Source organism: Nocardia coffeae (assembly GCF_019890715.1).
GTDB lineage: Bacteria > Actinomycetota > Actinomycetes > Mycobacteriales > Mycobacteriaceae > Nocardia > Nocardia jiangxiensis.
On sequence record NZ_JAINZY010000005.1, the window covers coordinates 72,499 to 96,754 of the forward strand.

The 24,256-nt window shown below is 67.2% G+C and carries 23 protein-coding genes; 13 read left to right on the plus strand and 10 right to left on the minus strand.

What is annotated here, in order from left to right; translation table 11 throughout:
• Nucleotides 1-12: 12 nt before the first annotated feature.
• On the minus strand, nucleotides 13-933 hold the full coding sequence (locus K7711_RS20015; protein ID WP_222970974.1) for a LysR family transcriptional regulator: 921 nt from the start codon (nucleotides 931-933) through the stop codon (nucleotides 13-15).
• Nucleotides 934-1,072: 139 nt separating this feature from the next.
• The gene (locus K7711_RS20020; RefSeq protein WP_222970975.1) at nucleotides 1,073-1,780 is read right to left on the minus strand and encodes a winged helix-turn-helix transcriptional regulator; all 708 of its coding nucleotides are present in this window, start codon (nucleotides 1,778-1,780) and stop codon (nucleotides 1,073-1,075) included.
• 131 nt (nucleotides 1,781-1,911) lie between these two features.
• On the opposite strand from K7711_RS20020, the gene K7711_RS20025 reads away from it, so the two are divergent.
• From K7711_RS20025 to K7711_RS20035, 3 genes are all read left to right on the plus strand, one after another.
• Nucleotides 1,912-2,808 (plus strand): nuclear transport factor 2 family protein, encoded by an 897-nt coding sequence (locus tag K7711_RS20025; RefSeq protein WP_222970976.1) that lies wholly within the window; start codon nucleotides 1,912-1,914, stop codon nucleotides 2,806-2,808.
• Nucleotides 2,805-3,548, plus strand: a complete 744-nt coding sequence (locus K7711_RS20030; RefSeq protein WP_222970977.1) for an HD domain-containing protein — start codon at nucleotides 2,805-2,807, stop codon at nucleotides 3,546-3,548. Before K7711_RS20025 ends, K7711_RS20030 begins: the two co-directional genes overlap by 4 nt.
• Before the next feature lie 162 nt (nucleotides 3,549-3,710).
• A complete protein-coding gene (locus K7711_RS20035; protein ID WP_308014839.1) occupies nucleotides 3,711-4,379 on the plus strand; it encodes a PhzF family phenazine biosynthesis protein in 669 nt (222 codons plus the stop codon).
• Here K7711_RS20035 and K7711_RS20040 read toward each other — a convergent pair.
• On the minus strand, nucleotides 4,309-5,892 hold the full coding sequence (locus K7711_RS20040; RefSeq protein ID WP_222970978.1) for an MFS transporter: 1,584 nt from the start codon (nucleotides 5,890-5,892) through the stop codon (nucleotides 4,309-4,311). The two genes, K7711_RS20035 and K7711_RS20040, sit on opposite strands and share 71 nt — an antisense overlap.
• A 72-nt stretch (nucleotides 5,893-5,964) precedes the next feature.
• On the opposite strand from K7711_RS20040, the gene K7711_RS20045 reads away from it, so the two are divergent.
• The 5 genes from K7711_RS20045 to K7711_RS20065 all read left to right on the plus strand — a co-directional run bounded on the left by K7711_RS20045 (nucleotide 5,965) and on the right by K7711_RS20065 (nucleotide 11,021).
• A complete protein-coding gene (locus tag K7711_RS20045) occupies nucleotides 5,965-6,519 on the plus strand; it encodes a TetR/AcrR family transcriptional regulator (RefSeq protein ID WP_222970979.1) in 555 nt (184 codons plus the stop codon).
• A gap of 147 nt (nucleotides 6,520-6,666) precedes the next feature.
• Nucleotides 6,667-7,653, plus strand: coding sequence for a hypothetical protein (locus K7711_RS20050; RefSeq protein ID WP_308014840.1), 987 nt, complete (start codon nucleotides 6,667-6,669; stop codon nucleotides 7,651-7,653).
• Nucleotides 7,650-8,720, plus strand: a complete 1,071-nt coding sequence (locus tag K7711_RS20055; RefSeq protein WP_308014841.1) for a DUF4129 domain-containing protein — start codon at nucleotides 7,650-7,652, stop codon at nucleotides 8,718-8,720. Before K7711_RS20050 ends, K7711_RS20055 begins: the two co-directional genes overlap by 4 nt.
• The gene (locus tag K7711_RS20060; RefSeq protein ID WP_222970980.1) at nucleotides 8,717-9,700 is read left to right on the plus strand and encodes an AAA family ATPase; all 984 of its coding nucleotides are present in this window, start codon (nucleotides 8,717-8,719) and stop codon (nucleotides 9,698-9,700) included. Before K7711_RS20055 ends, K7711_RS20060 begins: the two co-directional genes overlap by 4 nt.
• A gap of 4 nt (nucleotides 9,701-9,704) precedes the next feature.
• Nucleotides 9,705-11,021, plus strand: coding sequence for a DUF58 domain-containing protein (locus K7711_RS20065; protein ID WP_222970981.1), 1,317 nt, complete (start codon nucleotides 9,705-9,707; stop codon nucleotides 11,019-11,021).
• A gap of 32 nt (nucleotides 11,022-11,053) precedes the next feature.
• Here the strand turns inward: K7711_RS20065 and K7711_RS20070 are convergent, their stop codons facing one another.
• The gene (locus K7711_RS20070) at nucleotides 11,054-11,554 is read right to left on the minus strand and encodes a cupin domain-containing protein (RefSeq protein WP_222970982.1); all 501 of its coding nucleotides are present in this window, start codon (nucleotides 11,552-11,554) and stop codon (nucleotides 11,054-11,056) included.
• 70 nt (nucleotides 11,555-11,624) lie between these two features.
• Here K7711_RS20070 and K7711_RS20075 point away from each other — a divergent pair, with 70 nt between their 5' ends.
• The gene (locus K7711_RS20075; RefSeq protein ID WP_308014842.1) at nucleotides 11,625-12,149 is read left to right on the plus strand and encodes a MarR family winged helix-turn-helix transcriptional regulator; all 525 of its coding nucleotides are present in this window, start codon (nucleotides 11,625-11,627) and stop codon (nucleotides 12,147-12,149) included.
• A gap of 201 nt (nucleotides 12,150-12,350) precedes the next feature.
• Here K7711_RS20075 and K7711_RS20080 read toward each other — a convergent pair whose 3' ends face one another.
• Complete coding sequence (locus tag K7711_RS20080; protein WP_222970984.1) at nucleotides 12,351-13,193, minus strand: RDD family protein; 843 nt, start codon at nucleotides 13,191-13,193, stop codon at nucleotides 12,351-12,353.
• Nucleotides 13,194-13,317: 124 nt separating this feature from the next.
• On the opposite strand from K7711_RS20080, the gene K7711_RS20085 reads away from it, so the two are divergent.
• Nucleotides 13,318-14,292, plus strand: a complete 975-nt coding sequence (locus tag K7711_RS20085) for a stage II sporulation protein M (protein WP_222970985.1) — start codon at nucleotides 13,318-13,320, stop codon at nucleotides 14,290-14,292.
• A gap of 658 nt (nucleotides 14,293-14,950) precedes the next feature.
• Here the strand turns inward: K7711_RS20085 and K7711_RS20090 are convergent.
• The 4 genes from K7711_RS20090 to K7711_RS20105 all read right to left on the minus strand — a co-directional run bounded on the left by K7711_RS20090 (nucleotide 14,951) and on the right by K7711_RS20105 (nucleotide 19,069).
• Nucleotides 14,951-16,396, minus strand: coding sequence for a hypothetical protein (locus tag K7711_RS20090; RefSeq protein ID WP_222970986.1), 1,446 nt, complete (start codon nucleotides 16,394-16,396; stop codon nucleotides 14,951-14,953).
• 124 nt (nucleotides 16,397-16,520) lie between these two features.
• Nucleotides 16,521-17,135 carry a 2OG-Fe(II) oxygenase family protein gene (locus K7711_RS20095; RefSeq protein WP_222970987.1) on the minus strand — a complete coding sequence of 205 codons (615 nt, stop codon included), beginning with the start codon at nucleotides 17,133-17,135 and terminating at the stop codon, nucleotides 16,521-16,523.
• A 1-nt stretch (nucleotide 17,136) separates the two neighbouring features.
• The gene (locus K7711_RS20100; RefSeq protein WP_222970988.1) at nucleotides 17,137-17,943 is read right to left on the minus strand and encodes a class I SAM-dependent DNA methyltransferase; all 807 of its coding nucleotides are present in this window, start codon (nucleotides 17,941-17,943) and stop codon (nucleotides 17,137-17,139) included.
• Nucleotides 17,944-18,100: 157 nt separating this feature from the next.
• Nucleotides 18,101-19,069, minus strand: a complete 969-nt coding sequence (locus K7711_RS20105) for a helix-turn-helix domain-containing protein (RefSeq protein WP_222970989.1) — start codon at nucleotides 19,067-19,069, stop codon at nucleotides 18,101-18,103.
• Nucleotides 19,070-19,377: 308 nt separating this feature from the next.
• On the opposite strand from K7711_RS20105, the gene K7711_RS20110 reads away from it, so the two are divergent.
• The 3 genes from K7711_RS20110 to K7711_RS20120 all read left to right on the plus strand — a co-directional run bounded on the left by K7711_RS20110 (nucleotide 19,378) and on the right by K7711_RS20120 (nucleotide 22,789).
• The gene (locus K7711_RS20110) at nucleotides 19,378-20,616 is read left to right on the plus strand and encodes an aminotransferase class I/II-fold pyridoxal phosphate-dependent enzyme (protein ID WP_222970990.1); all 1,239 of its coding nucleotides are present in this window, start codon (nucleotides 19,378-19,380) and stop codon (nucleotides 20,614-20,616) included.
• The gene (locus K7711_RS20115; RefSeq protein ID WP_222970991.1) at nucleotides 20,613-21,581 is read left to right on the plus strand and encodes a 2-hydroxyacid dehydrogenase; all 969 of its coding nucleotides are present in this window, start codon (nucleotides 20,613-20,615) and stop codon (nucleotides 21,579-21,581) included. Before K7711_RS20110 ends, K7711_RS20115 begins: the two co-directional genes overlap by 4 nt.
• Before the next feature lie 128 nt (nucleotides 21,582-21,709).
• A complete protein-coding gene (locus K7711_RS20120; RefSeq protein ID WP_222970992.1) occupies nucleotides 21,710-22,789 on the plus strand; it encodes a hypothetical protein in 1,080 nt (359 codons plus the stop codon).
• Between the two features lie 17 nt (nucleotides 22,790-22,806).
• Here K7711_RS20120 and K7711_RS20125 read toward each other — a convergent pair whose 3' ends face one another.
• On the minus strand, nucleotides 22,807-24,210 hold the full coding sequence (locus tag K7711_RS20125; protein WP_222970993.1) for a helix-turn-helix domain-containing protein: 1,404 nt from the start codon (nucleotides 24,208-24,210) through the stop codon (nucleotides 22,807-22,809).
• Between the last annotated feature and the right edge of the window lie 46 nt (nucleotides 24,211-24,256).

Below are 24,256 nucleotides of genomic sequence, written 5' to 3' on the forward strand. Positions count from 1 at the left end.
CACGGTTCGCGGTTACTCCCGCGCACTCGACGCCGAGGTCAGCGCACGGTCGGGGACGGCTCTGCACCAGTCCTCGCGCAGCAGAAGTTCCAGCAACGCCTGTTCGGCCGGACCCGGATCGCGACGCACCGCGGCGACGACGGGCTGGGACACGAGCGGGTACACCGGCCGCGCGAGATGGCAGTATCCGTGCGGCACGGCCGATGCCGGGACGAGCGTCACGCCCATCCCGTGCGCTGCCCAGCGCACGGCGGTCGCCGCCTGGGACACCCGGGCGACCGTCATCGGGGCGAGATCGTTGTCCCGCAACGCATCTCGCAACACCCCGTCCAACGCACTGTCGCGATCGAACCGCACCCACGGCTCGCCCTCCAGCTCCCGCAGCTCGACCCGGTCCGCCGCGAGCAGCCGATGACCTTCACCCAGCACCACGACGAATTCCTCGTCACCGAGGTGATGGGCCAGTGCCGCACCCTCCTCGCAGGGCGCGGCAACCAGCACCAGATCCAGTACGCCGCGCCGGCCGAGCCGTTCCAGCTCGGCCGGATTCGGCTCCTCGAACACGGTCACCTCCAACCGGGGAAACCGGCTGCGCAAGGTCGCCAGCGCCCGTGGCAACTGCTGCGTCCCCAACCCCATCTGCACCGCGACCAGCAGTTCCCCCTCCAACTCGTCGGCAGCCGCGCGCGCCGTGGCCCGCGCCCGCCGCGACGCGCTCACCGCGACCTGCGCCTCCCGCAGGAACGCCCGCCCCACCACGGTCGGCACCAGGCCCGTCGGCGTGCGCGCGAACAACTGCACACCGAGTTCCCGCTCCAGCCCTCGAATCTGCTGGGACATCGAAGGTTGCGCGACGTGCAACAGCTCCGCCGCCGCGGTCACCGACCCCGCCTCCGCAACGGCCAAGGCGTATTCGTACTGACGAAGCGTCATCGGCCCGAACCCTTCAATCCACCCAGCTGTAATCGAGTAATCGTCGTTACAACTAGTCATACACCGCAGATCCGCACCGCATTCCTGGAGCGGACGCGGCATCGCCCTCGCAGTGGCGGGCCGTGCCGAGGGCGCGACGTCACGCCGTACCGCTGTGCTCTGGCCCTCCGACCTGAGCGACCAGCGAATTCACCTGCGTGTTCAACAACGTCAGGAGTGTCTGCAGCGCCTCGGGGTCGCCCTCGGGACGGATGCGACCCTGCATGACCGCGTCGGTGACGGTGAGACGCCCGCCCGCGATCGCGCCGACGGTGACGGCGTCCGATCGGAGCACCGCGGTGGCCGGGATTTCGCTCGAGCCGGTGGTGATCTCGGCGCGACCGTCGCTGATGTGCATGCGGGCGACGCTGTCGTCGATGTGGAATTCGTAGTCGACCGCGAGGTTCCGCAGGGCGTCGGGTTCCAGACTGTCGGCGACGAAGACCAGCGCCCATTCGGCTCGGAACTGTTCGGCGGCGGCGCCTTGCTCGCTCAGGAAGTAGCGCGCACCCCACAGCGCCAACGGCGCCAGGGCGCGGCCGAGTTCACGTCCGGTCGTGGTGAGTTCGTAGGCCACGGCATTCACCGGCGGGTCCAGCAGTCGACGACCGACCAGGCCGTCGGACTGGAGTTGTTTGACCCGAGCGGCGAGCAGACTCGTCCCGATGCCGCTCAGCGCCGCCTCCAGGTCGGAATACCGTTTCGGGCCCGACATCAGCTCCCGCACGATCAGCAGCGTCCACCGTTCGCCGACCACGTCGAGCGCGTGCGCCAGGCCGCAGTACTGGTCATAGGAACGTCGCGCCATGCGCCCGAGGTTACCAGCGGGAACATCACATTCTGCATCTGACTTCATAATCTTGTAGTTAACTTCTATTTCTTATGTTAGCGTCGAGTCATCGTTCCGGATCCGCACCGCACACGACCAGGAGCAGCACGATGACCAGCACCGATGCAGCACCCGACACCCGCACCGAAGCCGCCCTCCCACCCGAGGACGCGGACGGCGAGAAGGCGGAGTTCGTAGCGTTCTTCACCGAGGGAATGGCCAAGGGCAACCGCGAGGACTTCCTCGACCACTTCCTGCCCCGGGTCCTGCCCGACGCCCGACAGCGGCAGCCACTCGCCCGCAGCGGACGAGGTACGGCCGGATTCCGCCGTCTGTTCACCGCGGTCTTCGCGGCCGTGCCCGACCTGCGCGGAACAGTGCACCGCTGGGCGCCCACCGACGACGGCGTACTCATCGAATTCACCCTCGCGGGAACTCTCGGGCGTCGTCGGGTCGGCATCGATCTCATCGACCGATTCGTGCTGCGCGACGGCCGGATCGCCTCGGTCGACACCTATTTCGATCCGACCCCGCTCGCCCTGCCCGTACTCACGCACCCCGCCCGCGCGCTGCGACTGCTGCCGCGATTCTTCCCGTCCGGGAGCGAGCGCGCCGGCCTTCGCGATCCCGAACAACACGATGACGCACCTCGAGTCGACGCCCTCGATGCGCTTGCAACCGGTCGGGTGCTCCTGGGCATCGCAGCGCTGGCTGCCCCTCGGCGGTTCGCCCGGATCGTCGGCGTTGCTACCGCTCCCGAACTCACCTATCTGACAAGGATTTTCGGCGCCCGCGCGGTCGCGCTCGGCCTGGGGTATCTGACTGCCGCTCCGGCGGAACGCCGCCGCTGGCGACCGTTACTGCTGGCGGTGGACGCCAGCGACACCCTCACCGGCGTCACGCATCTGCTCCGCCGCGACGTCCCCGGGCGAGCCGCGATCAGCATGACCGCGCTCACCGGCACCTACGCGGCCGTCGACGCGATGAAACTGACCGCACGACGATGACCCGCCCGATCCCAGCGAGCCTGAGCCGATCGGAGAAGTTCGCCTTCGCCCGACGCTCGGCCCTCGCCCAGCTGCGGGAACTCCCCGGCAGCGTGCGAGCGGTCCTGCGACGCGGCGGCGACAACAGCGCCCTCGCCCTGCGCGCCGACCCACCCGACAGCGAACTCACCCGGCGCACACTCGAATCCGCGCAGGACGTCTACGACCCGGTGTTACTGCACCACTGCCTGCGCTGCTGGTACCTGGGAGATCTGTTCGCTCAATCGGAACACCGCAGCTACGACGCCGAACTGTTCTACATCGCCTGCCTGCTGCACGACATCGGCCTCACCGACCGATATCGCCCCACCGGCGACGACACTCCCTGCTTCGCGATCCACGGCGGTGACCTGGCACAACGCGAACTCCGCGGCTGGGGCGCCGACGACGAGTTCGCGCGGAGCGTGTCCGAGGCGATCGCCGGACACCTCGACATCACCGTGCCACCCGAGACCGGCATCGAAGCCCATCTCCTGCACGCCGCCGCCCGCCTGGACGTCGTCGGCGCCCGCCTCCCCGAAATCCCTCGCCACCTCATCCGGGAAATCCACATCCGCCACCCCCGAACCGAATTCGTCCCCACCTTCGCCCGCGCCCTGGCCCGGGAAGCCCGCGAGCGCCCCGACTCCCGAATCGCCGTCCTGTGGCGCACCGGAATGCGAATTCCCATGACACTCAATCCGATACGAACGATGACCTGAAGCGATCGACAACCGCAACCGGACGAGGCGAGCGGCCGCCCGAACGACGTCCGATCACGGTGTCGCCGAACGGTATCGAAATCGCCAGGTGGGCGACGATAACGGCGTGGTGGTCGCACCTGGAAGATCGTTCCGCGATATTCGCCAGTACTTTTCGCGGACGTGCGGTTGACTGGGCGGGTGATCGATTTCGACGTGGTTCACGTTTTCTGTGGCCCCGGCGGGCAGTTCGGGAACGAGCTGGGGGTGATCCGGGACGGGTCGGTGTTCCCGACCGATGCTGCGCGGCTGGAAGTGGCGCGAGAGCTGAGGTTCAGCGAGACGGTATTCGTCGATGACGCCGAGCGGGCCGTCATCGATATCTGGACGCCGTCGGTGCGGCTGCCGTTCGCGGGGCATCCGTGCGTCGGCACGGCCTGGTTGCTCGACGCGGCCGAACTCGTCACTCGCTCGGGGCGGGTCGGGGTGCGCCACGATGGTGAATTCACCTGGATCACAGCGCGTCCCGAGTGGGCGCCGATGCGCACGCTGCGCCGATACGATTCCGCGGCCACGGTGGACGCGCTCGAGGTACCGCCGCCGGGCGCGTGGATCTACGCGTGGGCCTGGCAGGACGAGGCCGCCGGGCGGGTCCGGGCGCGGGCCTTCCCGGGCCGCGGTGACGCCATCGCCGAGGACGAGGCGACCGGCGCGGCCGCGATCCAGCTCACCGCGGCGCTGGGGCGGTCGCTGACCATCACCCAGGGCCGCGGATCGCAGATCACGACCGATCCGCGGCCGGACGGCTGGATCCGGGTCGGCGGGCGGGTTTCGCAGCACGCCAGGCGATGACGGCCGCCGCACCCAGGATCAGCGCGGTGGCGATCGCCGCGACGTGCACGCCCGAGACGAAGGCGTGCTGCGCCGAGTCCAGCAGTAGCGCCGCGGCCCGATCCGGCAGCTGCTGTGCGACCTGCACTGCGCCACCGAGGGATTCGCCCGCGGTCGCCATCTGCGCCTCGGGTACCGGCGTCAGATCCAGGCCGTGCCGGAACACTGCCATCACCACACTGCCGAGCACGGCGACACCGAGCGCGACGCCTGCCTCGTAGGCGGTCTCCGAGACCGCCGCGGCGGCCCCGGCGCGTTCCGCGGGTGCGGAGCCGACCACCAGATCGGCCGAAATCGTCAGCGCCACACCCACACCCGCGCCGACCAGCAGGAAGCCGACAACGAAGGCCGGTACGCCCGATCCTGCGTCGAGCCACAGGAATACCGCCGCACCCACGGCCGCGAGCGCCAGCGCGCCGCCGAGCACCCGGCCCGGTTGCCACCAGCGGACCAGCCAGGCGCAGGCCAACGCCGTCACCATGCTCGCCGCCATACCGGGCAGCAGGAGCACACCGGCGTCCAGCGGCGAACGTCCCAGCACCAGCTGCAGATACTGCGAACCGAAGAACAGCACCCCGGCCAGCGCGAACACCGCCAGCAGATTGGTCAGCACGGCGGTGCGGAATCGGGGCCGCGCGAACAGCCGCAGATCGAGCATCGGATCGGCCAGACGACGCTGACGACGTACGAACAGCACACCCGCGACCACACCGACCAGCGCGATCAGCAGCGGGGTGACCGCGACGCCGTGTGCGGCGATCTCCTTGACCGCGTACACGATCGGGACCAGCGTCAGCATCGACAGTCCCGCGCTGAGCACGTCGAACCGGCCCGGCTTCGGATCCTTCGACTCGGGCAGCAACAGCGGGCCCAGCGCGATCAGTGCCGCCATCACCGGCAGGTTGACCAGGAATACCGAACCCCACCAGAAGTGCTGCAGCAGCCAGCCGCCCAGCAGCGGCCCGAGCGCCGCGCCGCCACCGGCCACGGCGCTCCACACCGCGATGGCGGTGGTGCGCTGACGCGGATCGGTGAACATGGCGCGGATCAGGCCCAGCGTCGCGGGCATGAGCGTCGCGCCCGCGACACCCTGCAGGGCTCGCGCGGCGATGAGCATGCCCGGATTCACCGACCAGGCGGCCAGTATCGAGGCCAGCCCGAATCCGGCCGCACCCAGCAGCAACAACTTGCGGCGGCCGATCCGGTCGCCGACCACACCCATGGTGACCAGCAGTCCGGCCAGGACGAACGAGTAGACGTCGATGATCCACAGCAGCTGCGGTGTGCTGGGCGCGAGGTGGGCGCTGATCGCCGGGACCGCGATGTCCAGCACGGTCGCGTCGACGGAGATGAGCAGCAGCGCGAGGGCCAGGACGCCGAGTCCGGCCCAGTCGCGGGCGGTTGCCCGGTGCGGGGCGCGAGACGCCGCGGTGCGCGCGTGCGCGGTCCGGGTGCTCGCGGTGGGGGTTTCCATGATTCCTTCCTTTATTGACCGTCCAGACGGTACAGTACCAGAGGTAACCGTCCGGACGGTACAGTGATTCCCGTGACAGCCACGCGCGACCGCATTCTCGACGCTCTCGAAAATCTGCTTATCGACCAGGGCATATCCCAGGTGACCCTGGAGAACGTCGCCGCGGCCGCGGGCGTCTCGAAGGGCGGGCTGCTCTACCACTTCAAGAACAAGGACGCCCTGCTGACCGGACTGGTCCACCGCCTCGGCGAACGCGCCGACGAACAGGTGAAACACGCTGTCGGCCAAGGCAGATCACTCGCCGAGTGGTATCTGCAGAACCCCGACTCCTCGAACGAATCCGATGCGCTGGAGCTGGCCCTGTACCGCTCGATGGTCGCCGCCATGCGCACCGTCGACGCCCACGACCAGCGCGACGACCAGGTGCAACAGGCCCTGACCGCGGTGATGGACGCCTGGAAATCCGGCCTCGACGCCGAATTCGAGGACCCGGTCCACGCGGAGATCGTCCGCCTCGTCGGCGACGGGGTGTACCTGCGCGCTCTGCTGGGTCTGCCGCCGATCGATCCGGATCGTTATCGCGAGGTCGTCACGCGATTGCTGAATTCGCAGCCGTCCGGCCGGTGATCCGGCGGGTTGCCCGGGGTTGGTTCAGGGGCGGCGAACTTGTGGAGAGGGTGCGGTTGCGGGGCTGAAAGGGGTGCGGATTCGTGCAGAGAGTGCGGGTACGGCGGAAGGGTTTTCCGGTGGCGAATGACGGTTAGACTCGGGCGCGTGTTTCCCGGAACTACCGCCGATCACACCGGTCCGCCCTCGCGTCGGACCGGGTCGAGTGCGGTGTCGGCGGCGCCGGTGTCGGGGCTCGACGGGCCCGAATCGATTCCGGTGCGGCCGCTGTCGTTTCGGGAATTGGTGGATCTGCCGTTCGCCGTGATCCAGGCGGATGTGCGCAAGCTGATCGTCTTCGTCGTCGCCGGGCTGGTGCTGGCCGAGGATCTGGTCATCGCGATCACCTCCGGATGCTCCATCCTGACCGACGGGTCCGATAGCGGAACCGCCTGGTCGGCAATCCTTTCCACGGCCGTCACCGCCTGGCTGCTGCGGCTGTTCCTGCGCGGTGTCACGGTGCCGATCGGGGTGGCGCGGGCCCGGGACAGTGCGCTGACCTGGCGGGCGGCACTACGAGCGTTCGGCGGTAAACTCGGTCCGCTGCTGCTGGATCGGCTGCTGCACACGGCGACCAGCGTGGTGGTTCCGGCCGCGTGGATCCTCGTGGCGCTGTGGGAACTCGGTTCGCTGCTGCACAATGACGCGCTGTTCTCCCTGGCTGTGATCGTGGGCGTCGTCGTGGCACTGGCAGCCGTGCCGACGGCGAGCTGGCTGCGGGCGCGGCGGATGTGCGTCGTCCCGGTGCTGTTCGCGGAGACCACGTCGTATGGTGGGGCCGTGGGGAGGGCGAAAATCCTTGCCGCCGGGGCAGAATGGCGGCTGGCCGGCCTCTGGCTGGCGCTGCGCGGTCTGCTGCTGGTGGTGGCCGTGCCGCTGCTCGGGCTGCCGCTGTTCGTGTCGGACTTCTCCGGCACCCACCGCTGGGCGGTGATCGTGCTGTCCACCGCGAGCGTTCTGCTGATCGCGGCCTTCGCCGAGGTGGTCGATTCGGCGACGAGCGTGGTGGTCGACATCGATCGCCGCTGCCGCCGCGAGGCCTGGGATGTGCGGATTCCCCGTCCGGCACACCGTAATACGGAGACGGTTCGGTGACCCGCGGCGATCTGCCTCCCGTACCGCCGCCCGAACCCGTTCCCGGACAACCGGATCCCGGCGCGGTTCCGCCACCGCCGCATCTCGGCCCGGCGGGCGCGCATCGCGGTGCCGCCGAGCAAGCCGCCCTGCACAGCGATTTCAGCACGGCCCTGCGTGAGCGTTTCCGCGCGGTGGTCCGCGGTCTGGAGGAGGGCGGCGTACTCGAGGTCCAGCGTTCGCGCACCGCCCGGGAGACCGCCGCGAATGCCGCCGCCACCGCCCAGGCGACCGAACTTCCCGATGCGGCACACGATTTCGACGAGGTCGTCTACGGCGGCCGCCCAGCCACCGAGGCCGAATATCGCCGCCTGGAACAGGCCGACCGATACTCGCTCGCACCACCACCTCCGGACGAACCGGTCGAGACCCCCACGCGCGAACGTCGCTCGCGGCAATGGCGCATACCGCCGCTGCCCGAACTGCTGCGCAACCCCAAGTTCTGGGCGGCGGTGCTGGGCGTCCTGGTGCTGGCGCTGATCGTCTACGTTCTGTTGCACCTGTCCGGCGCACCGAAGGCTCCCCCGACACCGCCACCGCCGCAGCACAATCCGTTTCCGAACGAACCGCCGCCCCCGCCGCCGACGCCGAGCCCGAACGACGCGGGCAGCGACTCGATCTTCGACCGGCTGCCGCACTGGCTCGCATACGGCGGGCTGCAGTGGCTGATCTGCGCGGCGATCGTGGTGTGGTGGCGGGCCCGCCGACGCGGCGCACTGGTCGGCGAACCACGCCCGGTCCAGGTCGCGGCGAACGAACTGCTCGCCGGTCAGGCCGCGCTGTACCGCAGAGCCACCGATCGTGATCACACCGCGGCCAAACTGCGCGCGGCCACGATGCGCCGGATCCGCCCGATCCTGGGCCTGACCGCCGACGCACCACCGGATCGAGTGATCGCGGCCCTCGGCACTCGCACCCGTACGGACCCGAACCTGCTGGGCGCGGTGCTGTTCGGGCCGGTGGCCGATGACGCCACCCTGGAAATGATTGCCGCACAACTGGACCGAATCGAGTCGGAGATCGCATGACAAAGGCCGAGACCAATCACGCCCCGACCGCGCAGGATGCCCTGCGTGCCTTCGGCGCGTTGCGCACCGAGATCGGCAAGGCCGTGGTCGGCAACGACCAGGCCGTCATGTTCCTGGTGCTGGCTCTGCTGTGCCGCGGACACGTCCTGCTGGAAGGTGTTCCGGGAGTGGCGAAGACGCTGCTGGTTCGGGCATTGGCGATGGGCTTGGATCTCGAACACTCCCGCGTCCAGTTCACGCCCGACCTGATGCCCGGCGACGTGACCGGATCGCAGATCTACGATCCGCACTCGGCCGAGTTCACCTTCCGTCGCGGGCCGGTGTTCACCAATCTGCTCTTGGCCGACGAGATCAACCGCACCCCGCCGAAAACCCAGTCGGCCCTGCTGGAATCGATGGAGGAGCGGCAGGTCTCCGTCGCGGGGACACCGCAGCCGCTGCCCGATCCGTTCGTGGTGATCGCCACCCAGAACCCGATCGAGCAGGAGGGCACCTATCCGCTGCCGGAGGCGCAGCTGGACCGGTTCCTGTTCAAGGTCGACATCCGGCTGCCCGAGCGGGAGGACGAATTCCGCATCCTGCAACGTCATGCGGCCGGATTCGATCCCCGCGATCTGACCGCGGCCGGACTACAGCCGGTGGCCGGACCGGCGCACATCACCGCGGCGCGGGCCGCGGTCGCACAGGTGACGGTGAGTCCCGAGGTGCTCGCATACATCGTCGACCTGTGCCGCGCGACCCGCACCTCCCCCGCGGTGCAGCACGGCGCCTCGACCCGCGGTGCGACCGCACTGCTGGCCGCCTCACGCGCGCTGGCCTGGCTGAACGGACGCGGCTTCGTCACCCCGGACGACGTGAAACTCGTCGCGATAGTGGCGCTGCGGCACCGGCTGCAGTTGCGGCCGGAGGCGGAGCTGGACGGGGTGACGGCCGAGGCCGTGATGTCCTCGCTGCTGCTGTCGGTCCCGGTTCCGGTGTAGCGCAATGGTTGTCACCGGCCGATCGGCCATGATCGCGGCGGTCGCCGCGGTGATCGTCATGGTCGTCCTGCCCTCGTGGGTGGGCGTCGTCGCGATGACCGCGCTGCTGGCCGTGTTGATCGTGATCGACGCGAGCGCCTCGGCCCGGGGCTCGGACCTGGAACTCCTCCGCGCGGATCTGACCACCGTGCGGGTCGGCCGCGAGGCCGCGGTGGAACTCACGGTGACCAACCGCGGCCGCCGCACGGTGCGCGCCATGTTGTGGGACGACTGGCCGGACAGCGTCCGCGCCGATCGCCGCACCCATCGGCTGAACCTCGGGCCGAACACCCGGACCAGACTCGTCACCGCCATGACTCCCACCGGCCGCGGTGACCGGGCGGCCGGACCGGTCACCATTCGCCTGCTGGGCCCGCTGGGCCTGGCCGGACGGCAGATCCGCAAGCAGGCGCCCGCGCGGGTGCGCGCACTGCCGCCGTTCCACAGCGAACGCATCCTGGCTTCGAAGGTCCGGCAGCTGCAGCAGCTCGAGGGCCGCAATGTGGTGAACATCCGCGGCCATGGCGCCGAATTCGATTCCTTCCGTGAGTATGTCGCCGGTGACGACGTGCGGGCGATCGATTGGCGCGCCACCGCGCGCGCGAGTGACGTCCTGGTGCGCACCTGGCGTCCGGAACGCAATCGGCACGTGCTGGTACTGCTCGATACCGGCCGATACAGCGCCGGACTGGTCGGCGGCGGCGCCTCCGGCAGTGCCGAGGCCACCCGGTTGGAAACGAGTATCGAGGCCGCACTCCTGCTGAGCGGACTGGCCGCCTCGGCCGGCGACACCGTGGCCCTGCTCGCCTACGACCGCCAGGTCCGGGCCGAGGTGCGCACCGGCAGCGGCCAGGGCCTGCAACCCAAAATGATGCACGCGCTGGCCGGCATCGTGCCCGCCCTGGTCGATACCGATACCGAAGGGATGGTCCGCGCCGCGGTGCAACGTACCCGCCGCCGCAGCCTGGTCGTCTGGTTCACCGGCCTCGACGGCGCGATGGTCGAGGAGAACCTCCTGCCGGTCCTGCCGGTACTGGCCCGGCGTCACCGAGTCCTGCTCGTCTCGGTCACCGACCCCGATATCGCCAGCGCGGCCACGCACCGCGCCACCACCCCCGAGATCTACACCGCGGCCGCCGCCGAGAACCTGCTGGCCGAACGCGCCCTGGTCCAGGAATCCCTGCGCCGCAAGGGCATCGACGTCGTCGCCACCTCCCCGGACCGTCTCCCCGAGGCACTCGCCGACGAATACCTGGAACTGAAGAAATCCGGCGCCATGTAGCCGACCGGACAGCGGACTGTACGGAACTCGTCTCACCCGATGCGTCCCGCGTCGCGCTCGGCTCGCCATCGCGGGGAGTCGACGAAGAAGGTGTCGTAGGTTTCCTGGCTGTCGAGCAGGTCCTGAACAGTGGCCTCACCTCGCTCGATCCGGGCCAGCAGACGGAAGTATTCGAAACGCTCCACACCGGGGGTCAGGGTGATGAGCAGGCGGGTCGAGGCGCCCGGCGCCGCACCGAAGGCGTGTGGCATGTGCTTCGGTACGACCAGCGCACCGCCTGCCGCGACGGTGGTGATGGTGTCGTCGAGCAGTACCTGCAACTCGCCCGCGATGACGTAGAACAGCTCGTGCGAGCGGGTGTGGTAGTGCGGGTGCGCACCGTCGGCGCCGTCGTCCAGACGTACCTCGTGCAGGCTGATCGCCGAATCGGTGGCACTCGCGTCGATCAGCAGCCGCACCTCGGTCGGGGCCGCACCGATCACCTCGGCGTCATCGGCCTGTGCGAGAACGGGATTCGAAAGGTTCACGGTCATGATCGCTCCAGTAGTTCGACAACTGATAGTTCGATGTCTAACTATATGCAGACGAACTACACTCTGTCGAGTGCGGAATACCGAACCACCGGACCGGGTGGATGCGATCGTCGACCAGTGGCATCGGGAACGTCCCGATCTCGACGCCGAAGTCATGGGTGTGGTCGGACGCCTGAGCCGGGTCGTGCAGTTGGGCAGCGGTCGAGTCGAGGCGACGCACCGCAGACATGGTTTGCAGCGCGGCGAATTCGATGTGCTGGCGGCGCTGCGTCGTTCCGGCGAACCGTTCGAGGTGACCCCCTCGGCACTGGCCGACACTCTCATGCTCTCGCGCGCGGGCATGACCAGCCGGGTCGATCGGCTCGAGCGGGCGGGATTCGTGCAACGGGTGGCCGATCCGGCCGACCGGCGCAGCCTGCGGGTGGCCCTGACCCCCACCGGACTCGCATTGATCGATACCGTCGTCGCCGATCACATCGCCACCGAACAGCAGCTCATCACCCCGCTGACGACACGCGAACGTGCCGAACTCGATCACCTGCTACGCAAGCTCCTGATGAGTCTGGAAGACCCCGGGCCGCCGGCAACCAGCTGACTTCGGCAGCACAGCGTCCGCCGGACGGCCCCGCCGAACACGACACCACCCGCCCCGTAAGGAACGGATGTCAGGTTCTGACCCCACTCGGCGATGAGCAGCACAATCGACATCCGCATCTGCCTGTCGCCGCGGGAGAAGGTGTGGCGCGGTGTGTGTCTCGTCCGTAGCTACCCGTCGAATGGACGTGGGTGACGCGGTTCAGGCCGGGCGGTGCCAGGTGGTGTCGACCGGGCCCGGGGGCGGGGTGAGCGATGACGCGCCGACGAGAAGTGGTGTGGTCGTGCGGGCCCGGGGGCGGGTGAGGGTGCGGCGTTGACGTTCGGAGATGAGTGCGCCGAGGATCTGCAGGGGTGGGTAGGCGCTGGGGGCGGGGACGCGTAGCCGGGTGCAGACCGCGTCGACCAGGGTGACGCCCAGGGTGTGTTGTACCTCGGGGGTGAGGGTCGGGTAGCGGGTCAGGTACTGGCGGATGGGCAGGGCCAGGTCCTCGGTGAGGCCGGACAGGTCCAGGTGCTGTGCCCAGCCCTGCAACCAGGGCGGCGCGACGGCCAAGGCGGGCAGCGGGATTCGGGCGCGATCGTGGACGACGACGGTCCCGGCGAGCACGTCGCCGACGCGCCGGCCCCGCGGTGAGCACAGCGAGGTGAGCACCGCGACGACGCCGAAACCGCCCAGACTCCAGAAGTCGACGATGACCCAGGTCAGACCGCGGGTGAGCGCGTGCCGGAAATCGATCGGCCCGCCGTCCCCGCGCACCACCCGCAGCCCCAGCACGATCTTGCCGATGGTGCGGCCGCGCAGCAGGGTCTCGCAGGTGACCGGATATCCGACCAGGATCGCGACGAACACGACCAGCGCCACGGTCTGCAACCAGGCGGTGTCCGGCTCGAGATTCGACAGCACCGCGAAGATCAGCACGACCAGCAGCGCGCCCAGCACGGCCTGCAGCAGCAGATCGATCAGCATCGCCGCGGCCCGCGTGGGGATGCGCGCGATGGGCAGGTCGAGGGCGACGGCCTCGCCGGTGGTGAATACGGCCATGATGCTCGACAGCCTAATCGTGTTGCGCGGCTCGCCTCGTCCCGGTCGGGAACGGATTGTCGGTGCGACAGGCTAGCCTCGTATCCGATCAGCGGCCGGAATCGGCGGGTACGGGAGGCATCCGATGGACGTGGACGCATATGCGTATACCAACCGGCCTGCCTGGGATCGGCTGGACCAGCTGACCCGGCAGCGCCGCCTGTCCGGCGCAGAGGCCGATGAGCTGATGACGCTGTACCGCCGCACCTCCCAGCAGTTGTCCCGATTGCAGTCGCATTCCCCGGATCCGGAGTTGATCGGCGGCCTCAGCGCCTTGCTGACCAGGGCGCGCGGTCGGGTGCTCGGCACGCGGGTCGAGGCATGGCGCGCGGTCGGACGGTTCTTCACGCACACCTTCCCCGCGGCGCTGTATCGCGTGTGGCCGTGGTGGCTCGGCGTGGCAGCGGTCTTCCTGGCCGTCACCGCCGGGTTGGGCACCTGGGTGTCCGGATCCGGTTCGGCCCGAAGGATTCTGGGCCTGGCCAACGACAATCACGATCTGACCGGACCGGGCGGTGAGTTCGAGACCTACTACTCCGAGCATCCGCACGAGGCGTTCGCCGCACAGGTGTGGACCCACAACGCGTGGGTTTCCGCGGTCGCCCTGTTCACCGGGCTGCTGATTCTGCCGGCGGTGTACGCGCTGTTCATGAATGCGCTGAATCTGGGCATCTCGGCGGGCCTGATGGCCGATGCGGGACGGCTGGACGCCTTCTTCGGGTTCATCCTCCCGCACGGAATGCTGGAACTGACAGCGGTTTTCGTGGCCGGCGGCACGGGCCTGAAATTGGGCTGGACGCTGATCGACCCGGGCCGATTCTCTCGCGCACAGGCGCTGGCCCGGCAGGGCCGGGCCTCGGCGACGGTGGCGCTGGGTCTGGTGGGCGTGTTGGCGGTGTCGGGCACGATCGAGGGCTTCATCACCCCGAGCGGCTGGCCCGCCCCGGTGCGAATCGGTATCGGCGTGGTGGCCGAGCTGGCCTTCCTGACCTATGTGTTCGGCGTGGGACGCCGTGCGGTGCAGGAGTCGGCAGTTATCAGCGGGCGCACAGCCGGTTAACAAGAGGTGATCCGCGGGTCCGAGAGGGACGATCCAGGCGGGAAATTTGAGAGCCACTGGCCGCAGCGAGTCCAGCTCAGCTGCGGCCAGCGTTACCGTCAACTCTACACAATCGTTATGCCCACGCAACCTCCCTCATGCGGGTCCGGCGTATATGCCAACACCCGAAAATCGCATGTCGGACAGGGTGTCCGACACCTTCGGCAAACGCATAGCGTCGCCATCAATGCACTTGACAGGGCCTGCCGATCCGGCCTCCGCCCGAACTCTCCCTTTCCTCCGGATCGAAGAGACGGATTAACCCGTTCAGTCTCGAGGTAAGGTTTGCCAATTCTGTTCACTTGATGTCCACATACCTTAAAAATGGCCGTTCACCTGCATATTTGTCACATCAACGGACAGCGACAAAAGGGTAGCCATCCAGTAAACAAACTTGAAGTTTGTTACCCTCGGCGCGTTCCGGAAAGCCGTCCAGCAGTAACAGGCAATCGGCGCATATGCACCCGATTATTCGCCGCCAGACACTGATCTACGAACGTTTCAGATCAGCCCGCTATCACCCCGAAGAGTCGGCGCGACCCCGATAAGGCGGACCTGAGTGCGGCGAAGATCACACCCTCTGATCTCGGCAGATGGCGAGTGACAGTGACTCAGCGCATTACCCGATGCGCACGATCCCGCTCAGCGTGCCCTGCAACACCCGGCGATCCCGGGTGATCAACGGCGCGGTCTGCAATGGATCCTCCGCGATCGTGCCGGGCAGCGGGCTGTGCGCGGCGATCGCACCGGTTTCGGCGTTCACGGCGGTGAATTCGAAGCCGTCCACCGCGGTGGCGGCCGCGGGACCGATCCGATTCACCGTGTAGATCAGGCCGTCGCGGGCGGACAGCATCGGCACGGCCGAACTGCGAACCTTGTTGTCCCAGACCGTGTGACAACCGGACGCCCCGACATCCACGCGAGTCATCCCGCCGGTGAACGGCGCGGTCGGCGGCACCGCCGGACCGGCGCCCTGCGGCAGCGCCGGATACGGATAGCCGTAGGTACTCGCCACCACGACCGTGCGGCCCAGCCCGATCGGAGCGTTCTCACTACCCGGCCCGCCGTATGTCAGGACCGGCTGCGAGCACATCGACTGCCCTGTCCCGGAACGGAATATCAGCAGATGGGCCGCACCGGCCGCATTGTCGACGATGGCCACGTAGTCCGCACCGCTGTCCGGACCGAAGTACACCGGCGTCGATCCGGTGCCCCAGCTGAGCTGCCCCGGCTTGCGGCCGGGGCCGCGATCGTAAGCCTTGCGCCACAGCACTTCCGGACGCCCGGACGCACCGGACCGCAGTTCGTACAGCGCATGCGTTGTCGCCACCGCGATGCGGCCGTTCGGGGTCGCGGAGATGCTGTTCTCCACCATCTCCCCGCCGCCCAGCGAGATCGCCGCCGCCCGTCCGGACGGATCCACCCGCCCGGCCACCGCATGTTCGGTCGCGAACCAGACCGCCCCGGACGGATCCGGAACCAGCCCGACCACGCTGTCCCCGGCGGACACCACCCCGGACAGATCGACCGACGAGGCCACCTGCAGCGACCACCGTCCGGCCGCATCCCGCGCATGCGCGATCCGCAGCAGCCGCCGCTGCCCGTCCACGACCACCAGCCGATTCGCATTGTCCAGATAGGCGTACACCCCGCCGAGCAGACCGCCCTTCGCCAGAGGCAGTGTGGCCGAGGCAGTTCCGAGCGAACCGGTCATATCGGGATCGATCAGCTCGACCGTCGGAGTCCGCCCCGCCATGGTGGTGCACAACGCCACCACCATCCCGTCCGATCCCTGCAGGAGGGTCGGGCAGGCCGCGGCGAGCGGATAGATCGTCGTGTGCACCGCACGCGCTCCGGGCCCGGCCAGCGGAGTGGCATCGGAGGACCCGGCATCGGCATGCATCGTCGAGCTTCCCTGGGGCCCCAGCGCGGGACTCGGCGCGGCGAACGGACCCCAGAACGCCGCGGCCTGCGCGGGCGTCCCGGCCACGAGCACCCCGGCCGCACACATCGCGGTGACCGCCGTGCGCAGCCGTGCCGTGCTACGCCGACGAGTTCGTTTCATGGCTGCCACCTGACTGTTTCGCATTCCCGACCGGCCGCGGCACGATCATCCACGACCGACGAAGCGTACCGAGAGGACCTAGCTGGTCAAATGATCAGTTCCGGTCGGCGGGCGGGTCTGACCGTCAGTTCTGCTGTGCGTACAGCGCGGTGTCGAGGTCGCCGGGACGGTATCGCGGCTCCCCGGAGACGAAGTAGTTCATCGGCGCCGAAATTCGCACCGCCTGCGTCGGTGGGCTCACCCGGTGCGGACACCGGCGAGCATCGAAAACAAGCAGAGTTCCGGCACGAGGCGGAATACTGAAGAGGTTGTCGTCGGATAGGCGTAATTCCAGGCTTCCGCCTTCGCCATCCGGGTGGGAGCTCAGAAACAGCAGACCCGTCACCGGATTGGAATCGATATGCCACTCGTATCCTTGCCCGCCTGGATCCAGCACGTTGATGTTCACAGCGGAAGTAACGGAACTGTCCGTTTCCAGATTCAGACCGCTGACCCGCTCGGCTATCCGACGAAAGCTGGTTCTGTACAGTTCGTGCATCCAGGGCAGATACTCGGCGATATTGCCGCCCGTGAGCAGCCGGTAACCGATCACGGTCCCCACCGGCTCGAGACTGGTACTGGTGCCACCGTGTAGTTCCGCCGGCCGCGCTCTGTCTCGGCACACCCGATCGACCTGCGCACGCCAATCCGCGGGCAGCAGGTCCAGTACATCGATCAGGCCGAAGAACGGCAGGGTCATTTCATCCTCGTCCGGTTATCACAACGTCGATGGTGTGTCCGAACAAACTACTGTTGGACAATACTGCATTGGCCTTCATGAACAGCCTCGACTCCACCAGGCCGGCGAAGGGACCGAGCGAGACCACGTTCGCAGTCAGACCGAGAGCGCGGCACGTTTCGATCAGCTCACGGGTGGAGTACCGCCTCGCCGGAACCGTGCCCGATTTCATCCCTCTGCTCGAATAGTCGATGACCCGGCCGAAGCCGGTGCTGCCGAGGGACCCGATCGACATCCTGTTCAGGAACGACAGATAAATTCCGCCGGACGGTTTGATCCACCCGCCGACCCGCTCCAGAAGGTCCGGCAGGGGCAGGTCGATGTACGACGCCGAGGTGAATATCGCGATGACGAGGTCCAGATCGGCGAAACGACCGGCGGCCAGCCATTCCGCAGGCTGGTTGATCAGGTGTACGTCGGTGTCGAATTTCTTCCGGAACACTTCCAGCATCCCGGCGGATGCGTCCACGCCGGTGTAATTCACGTGCGGCCGCAGCTCGGTGAGCAGGTGGTAGCCCAGGCCGGTACCGCAGCCCAGATCGAGCACCCGCGGATCGCGGTGATCCGGCAGCAGCCTGGACAAACGCGCCGCGACGATGGCGTTCTCGCCGGCAGACCATTCGGTCGAGTAGTGCCGATCGTAAACCGGAGCGACCGTGTCCCAATAGCGCGTCTGACGCTTCAGCCACTCGGTCGGCAGATCCGCTCCCGCAGCAGGGCGATAGGCCCGATCACCGGGTCGGTAATCGACACCGTCCAGCCCCGTCACAGTTTCTCCACTCCCGATACCCTGTTCTCTCGGTTGACGCCCGGGTCATACGATTCGGTTACGATTTCGACGCACTGTGACCTGCGAGAAACTCCGTCGATCGGACATCATCACAACACCGACTCTGCCACCCACCGGAATCCTCGGACTTTCGAAACTACCCTCCAGAACTCTCGGATTCCGACGACTGGAGACGCCGCAATTCACGATCCGCCAATTTCTGACGTTCGGAATCGAAAACGAAGAAAGTCTGGAAGGGCGACGCCGGGGATTCTATATACCCGATTCTGCCGTCGTTTCCTATGTATGGCGCCAGATACTGATACAGAATAGGACTCTGCTGACGAAAACTCGTCACATCGAGCTCGTACAGTCCGAAGCTCACGAATATCTCGTCATCGGCGACGGTGAACGTGCAGCGCTTCAAATCCGCCGCCCGTAGATTCTGCCGCCCGCGCAGATTGTGCCGCCGCAGTAGTGCCCGATACCGCTCGATGATCGAATCCGTATCCCGCATACTCGGCGACAGGACATAGTGATATGTGCGTTTCTTCGCGATGTTCTCGGCGACGATCGCAATCGTATTGCTCGCCGTCACACCCCGTTCGATATTACTGTTGACCTCGACGATGTCGTCAGCGAGATCCACCGCGACGATCGTACTGGCCACGCTGTAACGCTCGAGCTCGAGAATCTGCTCCCGATCGAGCATGCCCTGAAGGGTCGAGGGCCGTTTCGCGGCCACCTGCGCCGCCGCGTCGATCTGCTCGGCCATCGTTTCGGACAGAATTGTGCTGATCTTCGTGACGAAGGCCGATTGCGCCGCGATATCCGCTCGAAGCGAATCCACTCCGACCTCGACATAACGGGCGAACGGGCCATATTCGAGCTCACCGCTGGGCCCGGCCACGACGTCCTCGCCGAACATCAGATAATCGAGCGACACTTTGAAAAGATCGGCCAGCGCCACCAGCTTCTCGACGCTGGGCGTCGTCTGGCCGTTGATGTACTGCGACAGTGCGGCAGTGGTGATCCCCAGGTCGGCGCAGACCTGTTTCCGGTTGCCTCGGTACTCACCGTCGTCGACGAGATGCTTGAGCGTTGCCGCCAGCTTCACCTCGCGCATGGACGCCTCTCCAACTCTCCCCGAACGACCGGACGTACGCGAACGCAAACTACCACCGATCAAGCCGCACTGTACAGCTGAACACGAACTCTGGCGAAACTTCTATCAACACTTGATTGCATCTGGATCTGAGCGGGTATTACGTAGCCGAGGGTAGGCCTCGGATCAAGTGGGACTAATCAAGTAGGACTTTTCCAAAAGGTATTGTTCCAGTTGCCCGACTTGACACCGTAAGCAGCAAGCCTCACCCTCGGGATTGTCAGGGCCTGGCGCATGAAAGGCCCCCTGATGCAGGAGAGGTGCCTCCCATGTTCGATGCATTCTCTGGTCGCCTCGAGGCTCATGAGCTGGAGACCTTCCTGGCAACCGGCACACCGCCGACCGGCGCGCTACCGAACCTGACCAGGATTCAGCAGTCAGGCAGCCGACTCCGGCACAATTTGTCCGGCGCTCACCCGCACCAGTGGCAGGACGCCGAGCAACAGCGGATCGTGCAACGTCTGTCGGACACATTCACGCTCAGTGAATTGGGCTCCCAGCAGGATATCGAGGCCGATTTCCAGCACACCTTCTTCACCGTGTCCGGCCAGCATTCGATGACGACGAGCCCGCACAGGTTACTCACCGGTGCCGCATCCCTGTCCATTGATCTGGTGGCCACCTACCTGGCAAAAAGGGGTATGTCGGCGGGATTGATCCGGCCGTGTATCGACGCCCAGGCGGCGATCCTGCGTAGCCGAGGGGTGCGGCTGATCGCGGTCGACGAGACGATGCTCTCCGGCCACCGATTCGGCGACACCCTGCGGAATCTGCTCGAGCGCGGCGACCGCCCGGACGCACTTTTTCTCACCCTGCCGAACAACCCCACCGGATTCACCCTGTCCCGCAGCGACTTCGAACTTCTCGCTCGCGCCTGTAAGACCGCGGGCACACTGCTGATCATCGACTGGGCGTTCCGGTTCTACGAAACCTACGACGCCTGGGACCAATACGCCATCCTGCATCGCACCGGCGTGGACTACCTGTGCATCGAGGACACCGGCAAGACCTGGCCGACCCTCGGGCTGAAATGCAGTGCACTGGTCACCAGCCCCCACCTGTTCCCGGACATGCGGGAACTGCACAACAACATCATGCTCGAGGTCAGCCCGTTCGTGCTGCGGCTGCTCACCGCCTACCTACGGGATTCGCATGAACGCGGCCTGGACACCACCGTTCGAGAGCTCATCCGTATCAATCGCGGCGAGCTGCAACAGGCCCTGTGCGGATCCGTCCTCGCCCCGGCCGCGACCGACCGTGCGGTCAGCGTCGAATGGGTCCGCATCTGCTGCGCCGACCTGAGCGCGCTGGACCTGGTCGCCATGGCCGAAGAGATCGGCATCGCCATCCTGCCGGGCAACCATTTCTACTGGGACGACCACCACGCCGGTTCCAGCTATGTGCGCTTCGCACTCGCCCGCGATTGCGCCGACTTCGCGCTGGCCTGTCGGCTACTGCGCCGGCTGATCGACCACACACCCCAGCTTCGAATGGCAGGTGCGGCATGAGAATCATCTACCTCGACCAAGCAACATTCCTGCCGCCGGAGTGGCATGAACGGTTCGCCGGACTCGGCGACTTCCAGGCCTTCGACGACCACCCCGATCCGGACACGGCCGTGCGCCGGTTGTGCGACGCCGATCTGGCCATCGTCGAGTCGACGCCGCTGCCGGGCGAACTACTGCGGCGGGTCACCCGTCTGCGGTATCTGACGGTGGCCACCAACGGATTTCACGGTGTCGACCTGGACGCGGCCACAGCCGCCGGAATCACGGTCGCGCACTGTCCCGAGCACTCTCGTCAGGCGGTCGCCGAATACGTGTACGCCGTATTGCTCGAATCCTCCCGCGGCCTGATTGCGGCCGACCGGGCCGCGCGCGGCGGAGTTCGCGAGTCGTCCCGGCCGTTCCCGAAGCTGGAGTTGCGCGGTCGGACCATGGGACTGTTGGGCGCCGGCCGGATCGCCGGGCAGGTTGCGCGGATCGCCGCGGGATTCGAGATGAGCGTCATCGGCACCAACCGGACCGGCGCTCCGGTCGACGGTCTCACGGTGGTACCGCTGGAGGAACTGCTGCGGCGCGCCGACGTGCTGTCCGTGCACCTACCGCTCGACGCCACCACCCGCGGCATCCTGAACGCACAACGACTCGCCCTGCTGCGGGAATCCACCGTCCTGATCAACACGAGCCGCGGCGAACTGATCGACCAGACCGCGCTCGCACGGATGCTGAGCACGGGACGACTGGCGGGCGCGTGCCTCGACCACATCGGCGCCGACGCCGCCGACACGCTCCGCGCGCTCGACAACGTCGTCCTCACGCCCGGCACCGCGTGGCACACCGACACCGCTCGAACGGCCAATCTCCACGAGATCTACGACAACCTGGCCGGTTTCCTCGCGGGCCGGCCTCGCAATGTGGTCGCCGACGCCGGTAGTCCGCACACCACATACATTCCGGGTGTCGTTGAGTAGCAAGGGGTTTGCCGCAGCCCGGATCGTCCGACTCGCCACGATGGCTGTCCCCCATGGGTTATCGTTGATCCAGCTCGGTCGGGATCCGAATTACCTTCGGAACGAGCGTTTTTCAGGGGGTGTCGGGGATGCGGCAGGAAGTACGAGCAGCGCCCGTATGTTCTTACACCGAGTGGGATCCCCTCGAAGAGGTGGTGCTCGGCATCATGGACGACGCCAGCTTTCCACCCTGGCACACCGCACTGCCGCCGGTGCTGCCCGCCGATCAACTCGACACGTTCCGGGTTCGCGCGGGTAATCCGTTTCCCCGTGAGTTGGTGGACGCGGCGACCGCGGAACTGGCCGAATTCGCGCGCATCCTCGAAGGCGAAGGCGTGATCGTGCGTCGCCCGGAACCGATCCCGCAGCGAGTCGACTATTCCACGCATGCGTGGTCGAGCACCGGGATGTACGCCGCGATGCCGCGGGACACGCTGCTGGTGATCGGCGAGGAGATCATCGAGTGCCCGATGGCCTGGCGCGCACGCTATTACGAATGCCTGGCCTATCGACCGCTGCTGAAGGAATACTTCCGGGCCGGAGCGCGATGGAGCGCGGGTCCGAAACCCGAACTGCTCGACGACCAGTACGACCAGAACTGGGCCGAAGCCGGTGCCGCCGACGCCGCACCGCGTCTGGTAGTCACCGAATTCGAACCGACCTTCGACGGCGCCGACTTCCTGCGCTGCGGGCGGGACATCATCGCGCAGCGCAGCAATGTCACCAACGCCTTCGGCATCGAGTGGCTGCAACGCCATCTCGGCGACGAATTCCGCATCCACGTCTTCGAATTCGACGATCCGCACCCGATGCACATCGATGCCACCCTGATGCCGCTCGCACCCGGAAAACTGCTGATCAACCCCAGTCGCGTCCGCGAGATACCGCGGCTGTTCAAGGACTGGGACGTCGCGACGGCTCCGGAACCGGTTGTCCCCGAATCGCATCCGTTCTACATGAGCAGCCGGTGGATCAACATGAATCTGCTGATGCTCGACGAGACCCGCGTCGTCGTGGAACGCCAGGACGAACCCATGATCCGCACCCTGCAAGCCTTCGGTCTCACCCCGATCCCGTGCGACTTCCGGCATTTCAACAGCTTCGGCGGCTCATTCCACTGCGCGACGCTGGACGTGCGACGGCGCGGACGGCTCGACTCCTACTTCTGAGCGGATCGGGTACGCGGTCAAACAGTCAACAACTCGCGGACGTCCACCACCGCGCGCGTCGCGGCATGGGCGGGTCGCACACCGTCGAGGATCTCGAAGGCGCGTCGCGGAACCTGCCCGGTGCGGAACTCACCGGACAACCGCTGCCAGGCGGAGCCGATCATGTCGCAGCCCAGATCCACCTGTCCCCGATCTATTTCCGCGGCGGCCTCGTCCAAGTGCAGCAACGCTTTTCCGACCTCATCGTGTCGAATGAACGGCAACTCCAGCACCCGTTCCCGCAGGGGCCGCGCGGCCTGATGCGCCCCGGCCGCGGCCAGGGCGTTGGTCTGATGCCAGCGCAGCAGATATTCGCTCACACCGACCCCGTCCGCGGCGGTCGCGGCGGCCGGCAGTTTGTCGAACATCCGCTCCGCGCTGCGCACGGCATCGATGGTTTCGCGGCGACGCCCCAGCCGCGCCTGCACTCCCGCTTCGACGAGATAGCCGAGCACCGCCGCCGGATTCGCCGTCCGCGACCCGGCGATCTGCGCTTTCTGTGCGGCGGTCAGACCCGAGGCGTAACCGTGCCGCTGGCAGGTGCACGCGTCGCCGACATGCCCGGCGACCCATGCGTCCACCGTCCGGTCCTCGGCGCGCTCGGCGGCCAGGCGCGCGATCCGGAACCACTCGAAGGTTTCCTCCGGTCCCGCGATGTCGTTGAGCCGGATCGCGATGAAGCCCGCGTTCTTGGCGAACATCCGATGCAGGCGGCGGCGAGCGTCCTGCGAGTCGGTCGTCAACAGGCATGCCTCGATACGGGCGAGGTCGACCATGCGCGAGGGGATGAACTCCGCGGGCGGCGCGGTGTAGAGGCCGTATCCGTTCTGTTCGGTCAGATCCTCGAGCAGCCCCACATATGCCGTGGTCGCTCGTCTACCGCCCGGGTACTCGATGTCCTCGTTCGACCATCCGCCCAGTGCGGCCGGTGCGGACAGGAATGTGGCGCCCGCGGCGGCGAAACTCAGAAAATGACGTCGGTCCACCGTGTCCTCGGATTCTCTCCGTGCGACCGGATCCGGTTCGGAGTAGTCGTGCCCGAAACCGAGCCGGTCGGGTCTGGTTCGGTAGAGGAAGCACAGTGCGTCCAGATAATGCGGAGACGGCGTGTCGCGACCGGATTCCCACTGCGACATCCGCTGGTGAGCCAGCCCCTCGGCGGGCGTACCACGTTCTCGCAGAAGTTCTTTGAGCGCGTCGACCGCTTCGACGAGTGTGTAGCCGTGCACGATCCGGTGCGCCCGCAACAGCGACAGTCCGCAATGCCGGTGCACCTCGAGCGCGGCCTCGTGGTCGCTCGCGCCTTCGGCCTTGGCTGCTCGCGCCGTACGTCGCGCACACGAAATACTGTGCCGCACATCGGTAATCTGCCTGATCGCCATGAAATGAATCCCCGCCTGAATACCCTGGGAACCAGCGTATCGTCGA

Coding starts and splice junctions, on each gene's coding strand:
- K7711_RS20120 (WP_222970992.1), top strand. CDS start 21,710: ATGCGGCAGGAAGTACGAGCAGCGCCCGTATGTTCTTACACCGAGTGG.
- K7711_RS20110 (WP_222970990.1), top strand. CDS start 19,378: ATGTTCGATGCATTCTCTGGTCGCCTCGAGGCTCATGAGCTGGAGACC.
- K7711_RS20040 (WP_222970978.1), bottom strand. CDS start 5,892: ATGGAAACCCCCACCGCGAGCACCCGGACCGCGCACGCGCGCACCGCG.
- K7711_RS20015 (WP_222970974.1), bottom strand. CDS start 933: ATGACGCTTCGTCAGTACGAATACGCCTTGGCCGTTGCGGAGGCGGGG.
- K7711_RS20105 (WP_222970989.1), bottom strand. CDS start 19,069: ATGCGCGAGGTGAAGCTGGCGGCAACGCTCAAGCATCTCGTCGACGAC.
- K7711_RS20025 (WP_222970976.1), top strand. CDS start 1,912: ATGACCAGCACCGATGCAGCACCCGACACCCGCACCGAAGCCGCCCTC.
- K7711_RS20090 (WP_222970986.1), bottom strand. CDS start 16,396: ATGAAACGAACTCGTCGGCGTAGCACGGCACGGCTGCGCACGGCGGTC.
- K7711_RS20060 (WP_222970980.1), top strand. CDS start 8,717: ATGACAAAGGCCGAGACCAATCACGCCCCGACCGCGCAGGATGCCCTG.
- K7711_RS20095 (WP_222970987.1), bottom strand. CDS start 17,135: ATGACCCTGCCGTTCTTCGGCCTGATCGATGTACTGGACCTGCTGCCC.
- K7711_RS20065 (WP_222970981.1), top strand. CDS start 9,705: ATGGTTGTCACCGGCCGATCGGCCATGATCGCGGCGGTCGCCGCGGTG.
- K7711_RS20125 (WP_222970993.1), bottom strand. CDS start 24,210: ATGGCGATCAGGCAGATTACCGATGTGCGGCACAGTATTTCGTGTGCG.
- K7711_RS20070 (WP_222970982.1), bottom strand. CDS start 11,554: ATGACCGTGAACCTTTCGAATCCCGTTCTCGCACAGGCCGATGACGCC.
- K7711_RS20115 (WP_222970991.1), top strand. CDS start 20,613: ATGAGAATCATCTACCTCGACCAAGCAACATTCCTGCCGCCGGAGTGG.
- K7711_RS20020 (WP_222970975.1), bottom strand. CDS start 1,780: ATGGCGCGACGTTCCTATGACCAGTACTGCGGCCTGGCGCACGCGCTC.
- K7711_RS20085 (WP_222970985.1), top strand. CDS start 13,318: ATGGACGTGGACGCATATGCGTATACCAACCGGCCTGCCTGGGATCGG.
- K7711_RS20080 (WP_222970984.1), bottom strand. CDS start 13,193: ATGGCCGTATTCACCACCGGCGAGGCCGTCGCCCTCGACCTGCCCATC.
- K7711_RS20030 (WP_222970977.1), top strand. CDS start 2,805: ATGACCCGCCCGATCCCAGCGAGCCTGAGCCGATCGGAGAAGTTCGCC.